The sequence below is a fragment of the Bacillota bacterium genome (genome assembly GCA_013314855.1).
Classification (GTDB): Bacteria; Bacillota; Clostridia; order Acetivibrionales; family DUMC01; genus Ch48.
In genome coordinates this window covers 1-12,236 of sequence record JABUEW010000122.1, presented here as the reverse complement: position 1 = coordinate 12,236, position 12,236 = coordinate 1, and the positions used below count along the sequence as shown (strand labels likewise).

At 36.1% G+C, this 12,236-nt stretch carries 10 protein-coding genes, 1 tRNA gene and 1 other annotated feature; of the genes, 8 read left to right on the top strand and 3 right to left on the bottom strand.

Going from position 1 to position 12,236, the window contains the following annotated elements; all coding sequences use genetic code 11:
• Positions 1–720 precede the first annotated feature (720 nt).
• A tRNA-Lys gene (locus HPY74_16785) sits at positions 721–796 on the bottom strand.
• Between the two features lie 170 nt (positions 797–966).
• On the opposite strand from HPY74_16785, the gene HPY74_16780 reads away from it, so the two are divergent.
• Positions 967–2,331, top strand: a complete 1,365-nt coding sequence (locus HPY74_16780; protein NSW92296.1) for a homocysteine S-methyltransferase family protein — start codon at positions 967–969, stop codon at positions 2,329–2,331.
• A gap of 143 nt (positions 2,332–2,474) precedes the next feature.
• Here HPY74_16780 and HPY74_16775 read toward each other — a convergent pair whose 3' ends face one another.
• Positions 2,475–2,903 carry an Hsp20/alpha crystallin family protein gene (locus tag HPY74_16775; protein ID NSW92295.1) on the bottom strand — a complete coding sequence of 143 codons (429 nt, stop codon included), beginning with the start codon at positions 2,901–2,903 and terminating at the stop codon, positions 2,475–2,477.
• A 162-nt stretch (positions 2,904–3,065) separates the two neighbouring features.
• On the opposite strand from HPY74_16775, the gene HPY74_16770 reads away from it, so the two are divergent.
• The 6 genes from HPY74_16770 to HPY74_16745 all read left to right on the top strand — a co-directional run bounded on the left by HPY74_16770 (position 3,066) and on the right by HPY74_16745 (position 10,282).
• Positions 3,066–4,172 carry a mechanosensitive ion channel family protein gene (locus tag HPY74_16770; GenBank protein ID NSW92294.1) on the top strand — a complete coding sequence of 369 codons (1,107 nt, stop codon included), beginning with the start codon at positions 3,066–3,068 and terminating at the stop codon, positions 4,170–4,172.
• A gap of 179 nt (positions 4,173–4,351) precedes the next feature.
• The gene (locus HPY74_16765) at positions 4,352–4,951 is read left to right on the top strand and encodes a sigma-70 family RNA polymerase sigma factor (protein ID NSW92293.1); all 600 of its coding nucleotides are present in this window, start codon (positions 4,352–4,354) and stop codon (positions 4,949–4,951) included.
• Between the two features lie 20 nt (positions 4,952–4,971).
• Positions 4,972–6,165: a zf-HC2 domain-containing protein gene (locus HPY74_16760; protein NSW92292.1), complete on the top strand. Its 1,194-nt coding sequence runs from the start codon at positions 4,972–4,974 to the stop codon at positions 6,163–6,165.
• Between the two features lie 161 nt (positions 6,166–6,326).
• On the top strand, positions 6,327–9,059 hold the full coding sequence (gene polA, locus HPY74_16755; GenBank protein ID NSW92291.1) for a DNA polymerase I: 2,733 nt from the start codon (positions 6,327–6,329) through the stop codon (positions 9,057–9,059).
• 33 nt (positions 9,060–9,092) lie between these two features.
• Positions 9,093–9,689, top strand: a complete 597-nt coding sequence (locus HPY74_16750) for a dephospho-CoA kinase (protein NSW92290.1) — start codon at positions 9,093–9,095, stop codon at positions 9,687–9,689.
• Positions 9,690–9,757: 68 nt separating this feature from the next.
• Positions 9,758–10,282: a lytic transglycosylase domain-containing protein gene (locus HPY74_16745; protein NSW92289.1), complete on the top strand. Its 525-nt coding sequence runs from the start codon at positions 9,758–9,760 to the stop codon at positions 10,280–10,282.
• 17 nt (positions 10,283–10,299) lie between these two features.
• Here the strand turns inward: HPY74_16745 and aroF are convergent, their stop codons facing one another.
• Complete coding sequence (gene aroF / locus HPY74_16740; protein ID NSW92288.1) at positions 10,300–11,313, bottom strand: 3-deoxy-7-phosphoheptulonate synthase; 1,014 nt, start codon at positions 11,311–11,313, stop codon at positions 10,300–10,302.
• A gap of 79 nt (positions 11,314–11,392) precedes the next feature.
• Positions 11,393–11,675, bottom strand: a binding site (T-box leader).
• 299 nt (positions 11,676–11,974) lie between these two features.
• On the opposite strand from aroF, the gene HPY74_16735 reads away from it, so the two are divergent.
• The coding region (locus tag HPY74_16735) for a transposase (protein ID NSW92287.1) at positions 11,975–12,236 on the top strand (262 nt) is incomplete at its 3' end.

Below are 12,236 nucleotides of genomic sequence, written 5' to 3'. Positions count from 1 at the left end.
TCAGCAATGGCCCTCTTGAGGGCCACAATGACAGAATTAAATTTAAACACAGAAGAAGCGGGGGCAGAGCCGGATTGGATCTCCTAAATGCCTATTTCGTACTCTCAGATTATACTTTTGAACAACTTTATTATTTTACTTATCATCGTATTCCCGTATGAGCCTAACATCATATCTTTTAATCGGTGGGTTGTCCAGGATGATTACATCCATTTATGGAATTATATGTTACACAAAAATAAATCGCACCTATATAATATAATTACTGGGTAAAAATACAGGGTTCTACAATTAAATGAATATATAGTAATATTCTCATGTCGTAGATTACTTATAAATGCTATCTTTCAAGAAAGTATCATTTGAATAGTTCCTAGTTTAATTTTAGATAACTTGTAAACTCCCGCTCTGCACAGCGATAAACAGGCTTCGGTAAGTCAAACCTTTTGGGAAGGAAGGTCAAATCATAGAACTGGGCCGGTAGAAGCCTTTAACTGGCCAAGACTTTACCGAACTTCAGAGCCTGCGGTTGGGAGCTGCGGCGTAGGTGAGAAGAACAGCGCAGGATTCGGATTTATCGAAGTAGAGTTTTTATTCACAACCTTTTCACAACTTTTTATATAATTTTTCACAACTTTTAAACGTTTTTAAGCGTTGTTATAATATATCAACAAAAAAACGAAAAGCCGCTAAAATATTAAATTTAGCGGCTTTTCATGTTGGTGGGCCATCAGGGACTCGAACCCGGGACACCCTGATTAAGAGTCAGGTGCTCTACCAACTGAGCTAATGGCCCTTATATTCAAATAATTAATTAGTTTTAACTAACTTCCAAACAATTAATATTATAAGAAGTAATGCGGCTATTGTCAACAGTATTTCGGCATTTTTTCAAAAAATAAAATGCTTCTTCACTATTTTTCCTATACATGTTATAATAGCAATAAAAGTGAGGAGTTGGTAAGTTTGCGTAATTTTCTTGATGAAATAAAAAACAGAATACTTATATATGATGGATCAAAGGGGTATATGTTGCAAAAGTTCGGGTTAAAAGGAGGTGAATGTCCTGAATTATGGAACGTTACTCATAGTGATGTGGTAAAGAAAATATACAGCTTATACAAGGAGGCAGGTTCCGATGTTATCCAGACCAATACTTTTTCCGGTAACCGCGTGCAACTTCAAAAGCATCATCTTGATGACAGGACCTATGAATTGAATTACCAAGGTGCCAGACTGGCAAGAGAAGTGATGGGTGAAGATGGATTTGTTGCCGGATCTGCAGGTCCTACAGGGAGACTTTTTGAACCTTCAGGGGATCTTGATTTTGAAACTGCCTACCAAATATACAAAGAGCAGGTAAAGGCTTTAGTTGATGGAGGCGTAGATATAATTAATTTTGAAACCTTTACCGATATAGCTGAAATGAGGGCGGCATTGCTTGCAGCGAAAGAAACTGCAGACATTCCGGTAATCTGCTCCGTTTCATTTGAGCAGAACGGCAGGAGTTTGATGGGTACAGACCCGCAAACGGCTGTTATAATATTAAAGTCTCTAGGTGCCGATATGGTGGGGACAAATTGCTCCTTCGGACCTGAGCTTATGGTTGATATTGTAAAGAAGATGCATCTTGCAGGGGGCGGATATTTGAGTGTGAAACCCAATGCGGGATTACCTGAAATTATAGATGGTGTGCCTGTTTACAGGGAAACTGCAAAAAAATTTGCTGAACTGGCTGCACAATTTGTACAATATGGAGCAAGGCTTATAGGGGGGTGCTGTGGCACTACTCCCGAGTTTGTCAGTGCTATAAAGGAAAATATTGATAATAAATGGGGACATGAGGATATTGAATATTCTGATAAGTATCCAGTGTTTACATCTAATTGCACAGTAATTACATCCGGAGTGAGTTCATTTAATATATGTAATTTACATGATAAAAATAAACAGATTGGAAAGTTAAGTTCCATAGAGGATGAGAAATTTTTTAAGCAATTAAAGGATGGAAACATGGAAGTAGTGACCGATATGGCGTTAGAGTTGGCATCAGAAGGGTATGATGTGATATATATAAATATTGATAATGAGAACAGTGAGCTTTTAGCCCAAGTGGTGAATAAAGCCCAGGGATATTTAAAGCAGCCTGTTATTATAGAAACGGGTAACCCGGATGCGCTAGAACAAGCTTTGAGGGTATATAAGGGCAGGGCAGGTGTAATTTTTAGCAAAAATGCAAGCAGTAAAGATAAAAAGTTGATGGATGGACTTAAAAATGTGACAAAGAGGTATGGAGCTTTAATTATAGAATCAAATTTGATACAAATTTGATATAATATAGAGCTGTATCAAATTTTGGTGCAAATGTGTACTTCTAATTAAGAAAGCAACGCTCTTTTGAGGGATGCATTAAATGCACCCCTCTTTTGCGTGGAGCGTTGTTTCCTCTGTATTAATATCCCTCTCCTTTATTTTTATTGAATGTCAATTCTTTTTCCTTTGGGCTTTGAAGGTTCTAGTTTTGGTGCAGTTATTGTAAGAATACCATCTTTATATTCTGCAGTAGTTTGATCCGATTTTATTTCTACCGGTAGAGGTATTGTCCTGGAAAAGTTTCCATAATACCTTTCACTGCGGTATATGTTTTCATCTTTAAAATCATTTGCCCTTTTGATTTGCCCGGAGAGTCTTATGGAGTTTTCATCAACAAATACATTAAGGTCTTCCTTATTTATACCGGGTATCTCAGCTTTCATAATAACTTCCGTATCTGTCTGGTATACATCCACCTTAGGTGCACCGGGCATACCAAACAACCTGAAAGGAGAACGGTCAAGAAAATTCCCCATTTCTCTAGTAAAATTATCCATTTCACGGAACGGATTCCATTCAACAAGACTCAATTTCATCACTCCCTGTATATTTTTGTATTATTATGTGTTTCTTTGTGAAAATTATTCATTGGCAAATATTTTTGTTTTTGTGAAGGAATTATTGTATTAGTTGTAGAAAATAAAGTATATGAATCATTTAATAAAATAAAATAAAGATTTCAGGAGGGAATTATGGACATTTTAAATGATATACAGACTTTAATTTCATATTTTATAGTAAAGGATAACCTTCTAAGGATTATTGGAGCAATAATTGTCCTTGTTATGTTCATAACATTCCGTTATATATTTATGAGGATCGTATTAAATTTAATAAGCCGATTATTAAACAGGATTAACAAAAAATTCAGTAATACTGTTACAGGGTTAATTGACAAACCTATGAAATTTATAATTGTTGTAATAGGTGTGAGCATAGCAGTGAAAATATTAAAACTTCCTGAGGGTGTAAGTAATTTTACCGACAGGGTTTTAAGCTCGTTAATCGCTTTTTCGATATTGTGGGCATTGTATAGAATAGTTGATGCTGTTACAGCTTTTATTAAAAATACCCTGGGCAGCTCTGAAAACAAAATTGACCAAATGCTTTTCCCTTTTATAAGGAACGGTTTGAAAACTATAGTTGTTGTTATAGGGTCCATTACAATACTCCAACAGTGGACAGATAATATCGCAGGGCTTCTTACCGGACTTGGTATCGGTGGCCTGGCTTTCGCACTGGCAGCAAAAGATACTGTAGCAAACATGTTTGGAAGCCTTACTATTATGCTTGACAGGCCTTTTAAAGTGGGTGACTGGATAATGACGCCGAAAGTCGAAGGGACAGTTGAGGATATTGGTTTCAGGAGTACAAAGATACGTACTTTCGAGCAGTCAGTTGTTACTATTCCAAATTCAGTCATAAGTGATGATACCATAACCAACTGGTCCAGAATGGGAAAGAGGAGGGTAAAGTTTATTCTGGGCATAACCTATGATACTAACATTGAAAAGATGGAGGAGTGTTTAAAAAGGCTAAGAGCTATGCTAAAAAGCCATGCTGATGTACATCCTGATGTAATTTACGTAAATTTTTATAATTTCGGTGATAGTGCGTTGGAGATTTTAATATATTATTTTACTAAAGCCACAGATTACCAGAGCTATCTTAATGTGAAAGAGGATGTTAACCTTAAGATAATGGGAATTCTTGATGAACTTGGCCTCTCGGTAGCATTTCCTTCAAGGAGCATATATATTGAGAGTAACAAAGATGGATTAGGAAAAGATTTACAATAACAATAAAACAATAAATTAAAGCAAAATACTAGGAATAGCATATACTTTAGCTATACCTCCTTAAAGTTGAATAATGATTAACTGTAATATTTTTTTTATAAAAAACATCTATTTTACTGTTTAAATGATTCCAAAAACAATGTATAATATATATGTTTTGAAGGGGGTATTAAATCCTGATGGAAATAATAGAAAAGGACCTGATAAGAAAATCACAAAAAGGGGATATTGAAGCTTTTGAACAGCTGATTGAAAGTTATCAAAAAAAAGTTTTTAATATAGCTTTAGGGATGATGGGCAATTATGATGATGCCAATGACATATCCCAGGAAGTATTTATTAAGGTTTTTAAGTCTATTAGGAATTTCAGGCAGCAGTCGTCCTTTTCTACATGGCTTTATAGAATAACTACAAATGCTTGCCTTGATGAACTTAGAAAACGGAAGAACAGCAAAAATATTATTTCTATAGATCAGGTTATACACCTTGAAAACGGTGAGGTTGTACGGCAAATTGAAGATGATGGGCCGACACCCGAATCGACGGCTGAAAGGAATGAGCTCAAAGAGGCAGTAAGGGATGCAATTTTTCAATTGTCCAATGAACATAAAGAAGTAATTATTTTAAGGGATATTCAGGGTTTTAGCTATGATGATATAGCGAAAATTATCAGTTGCCCCCAGGGGACGGTTAAATCCAGAATAAACAGAGCCAGGAACATGCTTAAGGAAATTTTAAAAAGTAAAATGGAACTCTGGGATAAAGATTACGTCAAATAATATAGAAAGGAGGGTTGGAGATGATGGATTGCAGTAGAATAAAAGATTTAATATCCATTTATATTGATGGTGAACTGGATGAAGGACAAAAAGCCAGATTTGAGGCTCATGTAGACCAATGTCCTTTATGTAAAGAAGAACTTGATGATATACTCGAAGTATTGAGAATGTTGCGCAGTATGCCGGAGGTGGATTTACCTGATAATTTTAGAGAGGAACTTCATGAAAAACTGGTACAGGTTAAAGAGAGGGAATTTACAGCCGGAAAACTGTTTAATATAAGGAACCGCTATATTAGAGCCTTATCAACAATTGCAGCAGGTGCTTTAATTGTTTTTGTGTTGAAAGGGATATTTTTTGACGGCTTTTTTTCCGGGACAAAACAAGATAGATTAACCAAAAGTGAAAGTATGAGCCAGTCGGCTACTGTGAATGATATAGGAGAAAAGACTGGAGCGCGTATTTTGGCTGATGAAGAAAAAAACAAAAGTGCTGTTGAAGATAAGAAAGAAGAAGAAGTTAGAATGTTCGGATTTTCAGAAAACGAAGAAAACGACAAATCGGCTGAAGCACCGGAAATAATGATATCTCGAGCTACACCTGAAGTATCGAATGAAATCGTAAGTGAGAATATATTGTTTAGTGAAAGGGGAAGAATAAAAGTTTTTGTTATTGTTAGGGATAATGTTATAGATGAAGGCATAATAAAGTCTATAGCAACTGATAGCGGGGCAACCTTTAAAACTTATGATACTTATGATTTTTCGTCCAAGGCAATGACCGAGGCAGATGTAGAAGATAAAAATGCAACAGCTGAGGTAGATGTAAAAGAGAAAAGTGGTGCAAAAGATATAAGTGATACAAAAGATGAAATTGATGCGAAAGATGAAAATATTGTAGAGTTTACCATCCCAGGTAACCGATACCAATATTTCCTCAATAACCTTGAACACGATGTGGAATATCTTAAGGCAAATATTGATTATGCTTCTCCCATAATGAGGCAGGATATAGAAATAAAGCTGAATGAGTTAAATGTAAAACTGGAAGGTATTAACAGGCAAATTGCAGAAATTGAGAGTAATCAGGAATGCTCCAACCCTGCTGAACTGGAAAAACTCAAATCCCAAAGAGAAGATATCGAGAAAGAAATTGGGGAGTTGCTTGAAAATTCTGAATATATTGCTGATGTGGTAATTAATGTAAGTAAATAAACAATAATAAAAGGATAAAATAAAACAGTAACCTGACGGTAGAGGTTACTGTTTTTTTTTTCGTGCTTGCAAAACATAAATTGACGAAGTCAATTTTGTCTTGTAAAATATTGAAAGAAGCCAAGTGTATATAAAAATAAACCAATGGAGAAATGATAAAAATGCATGCTGATAAGTTAATGTTAATTGATGGGAATAGTATTTTAAATAGGGCATTTTATGGACTGCAAGGGCCACAGCTTTTGTCTACTTCTGACGGGCTTTATACTAATGGAGTTTATGGTTTCTTAAATGTATTATTTAAATATCTCGAGGAAGAACAGCCCCAGTATATTTGTGTAGCTTTTGATATGAAAGCTCCGACTTTCAGACACGAGCAGTATGACGGCTATAAGGCAAAAAGAAAGGGAATGCCGGATGAATTGGCGGTACAGGTTCCCGTTATAAAAGAAGTCCTTGATGCCATGAATATAACAAGGGTTGAGTATGAAGGGTATGAGGCTGATGACATTATAGGGTGGCTGTCCCTGTGTGGAGAAAAAAAAGGCATGGAAGTGGTTATTGTAACCGGTGACAGGGATTCATTGCAGCTCATATCAGGCTCCACCCGTGTAAAACTCCCAACAACCAGGTATAACAAGACACAGACAGAGGAATACGATTACAATACTTTCCTTGACAAATATAAAATACGTCCCGAACAGCTAATAGACGTTAAAGCCTTAATGGGAGATGCTTCCGATAATATTCCCGGTGTAAAGGGAATAGGAGAAAAGACGGCATTGGATTTGATAAGAAAGTTTGGAAGTATTGAAGAATTATACAATAATATTGACCAGGTTGAAAGAAAAAGTATTAGAGAGAAACTGGAAGCAGAGAAAGAACTGGCTTTTTTGAGTAAAAAATTGGCGACTATTGAAAGAAGCATGCCGGAAGAATTATGTAGCATTGAACAATTAAAAATACGTGAGTATAATAATAAAAGACTTTATGAAGTATTCAAGAGACTTGAATTTAAGTCGTTAATAGATAAGCTTGAATTACAGAAGAAAATTTATGAAAGCGCTGAAAATAAGCAGGAGAATAGGCAGAATAGCAATAGAGTAATTTATGTAAAAGAGCTGGATGAGCTGAAAAACTTAAAAAATCTTATTATTAGCCAAAAAGAAATATCCTTTTTTCATTTACTGGACAAAGACATGCCCGGACAAAACACAACCCTTGCCGGGAATTTGGCAGGTGTGGCCTTATCATGGGGTGGAGAAGATTCTGCTTATATTGAAATAGGGAAGGGGATAAGTGAACGTGACTTTATATGGGAGTTTAAAGATGTCTTTGAAAATGAATCAATAAAAAAATATGGGCATAATGTAAAGAGCTTTTTAGTATACTTAAAATGTGTAAATGTTAATATAAAAGGGTTGGCCTTTGACACAATGATAGGGGCATATATACTGAATCCTTCAAAAGATACCTATTTGGTGTCGGAATTATCGGTAGAGTATCTGAAAACAGACGTTATGCCGGTAGAGGGACTTTCAGGAAAAGGGAAAAGCCATGTATGCTATAGGGATATTCCATGTGAAGATGTTATACCTGTTGCAACAGGATATTCCCAAGCTATATACAAACTTCAAAAAATACTGGATCAATTAATTAAAGCAAATCAACAGGAAATATTATATTATAGTATTGAGCTTCCATTGATACATGTACTTGCGGATATGGAGTATTATGGATTTAAAGTTAATAAGGATGAGTTAATAGCCTTATCAAAGGAGCTAGATGAAAAAATTGAATCCCTGGGAAGAGAAATATATAATTTGGCAGGAGAAGAATTTAATATAAATTCCACAAAACAACTGGGAGAAGTGCTATTTGAGAAATTAAAGCTGCCTGTGAAGAAAAAGACTAAAACCGGCTATTCTACAGATGCTGAAGTCCTTGAACAGCTGATACGGGAGCATGAGATTATTTCTTATATACTTGAGTACAGGCAACTTATGAAGCTTAAAACAACTTATGCGGATGGTCTAATCAGCATGATAAATCCTGAAACGGGGAAGATACACACAAAATTTAATCAGACAGTTGTCGTTACAGGAAGGATAAGCAGTACTGAACCTAATTTGCAAAATATTCCCGTTAAACTTGAGATGGGTAGGAAAATACGAAAAGTTTTTGAACCTTCGGATGAAAATTATATACTTACTGATGCGGATTATTCCCAGATTGAACTGAGAGTATTGGCGCATATTTCAGGAGATGAAAACCTTATCGCGGCATTTATGAATAATGAGGATATTCATACATCTACAGCTTCAAAGATTTTTGGAATACCGAAGGACAAAGTAACGCCATTGATGAGGGATAGGGCAAAGGCTGTTAACTTTGGAATTATATATGGGATAGGGGACTTCAGCCTGGCGAAAGATTTAGGTATAACCAGGAAAGAAGCCAGAAAGTATATAGATGATTACCTGGGTAAGTATCCGGGAGTAAGGCAATACATGCGTGATATTATCACTGCAGGAAAAGAACAGGGATATGTAACAACAATATTTAACCGGAGGAGATATTTGCCTGAATTAACATCAAATAATTTTAATATAAGATCTTTTGGTGAGCGTATTGCATTAAACACACCCATACAAGGCAGTGCTGCAGACATAATAAAAGTTGCCATGGTTAAGATTTATAACAAACTAAAAAGCAATAATATGAAATCCAGGTTAATTTTACAGGTACATGACGAATTGATCATAGAGACTCATATAGATGAAAAAAACGAGGTTATCAAGATCCTAAAAGAATGTATGGAAACAGCGGTAACCCTTAGAGTTCCGCTGATGGTTGACATAAAGATAGGTAAAAACTGGTATGAGGTTAAGTAAAATATTAATAATATTGATAAAGGGTGAATTAAGTTGAAGGTTATTGGGGTTACAGGCGGAATTGGAAGTGGTAAAAGTACGGTAGCCAGGATCTTATGTGACCTTGGGGCAAAGGTCATCGATGCTGATAAAGTTGCCAGGGAAATTACAAGCAAAGGGCAACCGGCAGTGGAAGAAATAGTGAACTATTTTGGGACAGAGGTATTGAATGAAAAAGGTGAGTTGGACAGAAAAAAATTAAGTGAAATTGTTTTTATGGATAAAGGAAAGCTTGAGGTTTTAAACACTATTACACATAAATATATAGTGGATAAAATTATCCGCAATCTGGAAAAATTGAAAGAAGAGAAGGTTGAGATTGTAGTACTGGATGTGCCATTGCCAGTGAAACATGGATTTCTTGATGTAGTTGATGAAGTATGGGTAGTTGTTGCCAGTAAAGATACAAGGATAAAGCGCATTATGGAAAGAAGTAATATTACGTATGAGGAAGCTGTTAATAGGATAAATGCGCAAAAAGGTGATGAGGAATATTTAAAACTGGCAAATGAGGTTATAAATAACGATGGAAGTGTTGAAGAATTGGAGAAAGTTGTAGCCAAATTATATATTCAAAAGAAATTAGGGTGATTTTTTTGCATCTGAAAAATAAAAAGTCATATAATAAATATAAATATGTATTCTATTTTCTCATTGCCATGTTTGTAATAGTTTTGCTTATTGATAATTCTACAACGATATTAAAGAGGATTTATCCGTTAAAATTTGGCGAATATGTTTTCAAATATTCGGAAATAAATGGAATTGACCCCTACCTCGTATTTGCTATTATAAAGGCCGAAAGCAGTTTTAATCCTTATGCAAAATCTGTAAAAAATGCCAGGGGGCTCATGCAGATTACTGAAAAGACAGCTATGTGGGGGGTAGAGAGTATAAAGATAGAGAATTTTTCATTAGATGACCTTTATGACCCTGAAACAAATATTAAAATAGGATGTTGGTATATAAGGCAGCTAATCAATGAATTTAACAATAATACAGATTTAGTAATTGCCGCTTACAATGGTGGAAGCGGCAATGTAAAAGAGTGGCTAAACAATAGAGATTACAGCAAGTACGGTTCCTCCCTAGACATAATTCCATTTAGGGAAACCGAGAGGTTCCTAAAAAGAGTAAAAAGCTATTATTATGTTTATACAAAGCTTTATAGTAAGAAGGCTTGAGCAGTTGACACTAACTCCTACAGTTTTTTTCCTACTGCCCTGGCTATGGGTCCAAGCTCTTCCATTAACTGCATGAATTTGGATGGCTTAAGGGATTGGGGGCCGTCACATAAAGCGCATGTAGGGTCTGAATGCACCTCTATAAGCAGTCCATCTGCTCCTGTAGCTATAGCCCCTTTTGCCAGTGCAGGTACATACTTCCATGAACCTGTAGCATGGCTGGGGTCAACAATGATAGGGAGATGAGAAAGCTCTTTTACTACGGGAATAGCACTCATATCTATGGTATTCCTGGTTGCAGTCTCATAGGTCCTTATCCCCCTTTCGCATAGGATAACGTTATCGTTCCCGGAAGAAAGAATGTATTCTGCCGCCATTAACCATTCTTCTATAGTTGCCGCCAGGCCTCTTTTAAGAAGGATGGGTTTTCCTGCCATTCCGGCCTCTTGCAGGAGTTTAAAGTTTTGCATATTCCTTGCCCCAATCTGGATGATGTCTGTATAAGCTGAGACAAGCTCCACATCCCGTGTATCAATCACCTCGGTAACAATTTTCAAACCTGTTGCTTCTCTTGCAGCTGCAAGAATTTTTAAGCCTTTTTCTTCCAACCCCTGGAAAGAATACGGCGAAGTGCGGGGTTTAAAGGCTCCGCCCCTCAAAATTTTGGCTCCGGCCTCCTTTACTTTAAAGGCAGTATTCATATAGCTTTCTTCGTTTTCTATGGCACAGGGTCCTGCCATAACAACAATTTCCTCTCCTCCAATTTTTATGCCTCCAACCTCTACAATTGTAGATGCCTGTTTAAGCTCGCGGCTTGCCAGCTTAAAAGGTTTCATAATAGGAACCAGGCTTTCTACACCAGGCATTGAAATAATAGACTGGGTATTTAAAAGTCTTTTGTCGCCTATGGCGCCTATAACTGTTTTTACTTCTCCAAAAATCGGATGGGTTTTAAAACCCAGTTCAACAAGCTTTTTTTCCACATTATTAATCTGTTCTTTTGTAGCATTAGGGCTCATTACTACTATCATATCGGAATCCTCCTTGTGATTTTTGTAATTATTCTTTATATTTCTTTTATTTGCTATAAAATTAAAACTCCCCGTCCTGTTAAGGGACGAGGAGTATGTATATTCCACGCGGTACCACCCAAATTGGCAAAGCCCACTCATTTAATGTACGAGACACCATTATAAATGTTTATAATAGTCATCCGATACACCCTTCCTTTTAACGGCGGAAGCTCCGGTATGGCCTACTTAATATACAGTATATACAGTTCAGCCAACAGCTCCAGGGAGAACTTCAATTACAATTCCTTACCGGGCTTTCACCACCCCCGGCTCGCTTTGAAGGAATTTTGCAATCTACTTTTCCCTTTCATTGCCTTTGGGGATATTAGCTTTATAGTATTATTATATTTTAATTTTGATTTATAATAGCATGAATAGAGTGAAAGTGTCAAGAGAAATTTATGAATTTTACTTTTTACGCTGAAAATTGGTATTAATTCACGTCTGCACCCTAGTTTAACACCTAAATATTGGAAGCAAAACTTGTAGTCCTTGTATATCAAGGGCTTTTTTCTAAATTTTTTTTATTTTTTTGCATATTTATGTAGCATAATGTGGAATAATGTGATATAATATACGTAAAACACAGACGAAAAAATAAGTTCGGGAGGTGCTTTACGTGTATCTTAAACAGGTCCCCATTAAAAAGACCGGGAGGATCTTCTTGTCCATTGCAGAAAAATACAGAGACCCGGTAAAAAAATATTCCACTGACCGCACAATTATGTCCTTAGGTTACCTAGATGAATTACAGAAGATATACCCAGACCCTATTAAACACTTCAAAAAAGTCGCCCGTGAGATGACTGAAGAAAAAGATGCTGAAAAGAAAGTAACATTGGCAATAAATATGGATGAGCAGATGCCAGAAAACACTAAAG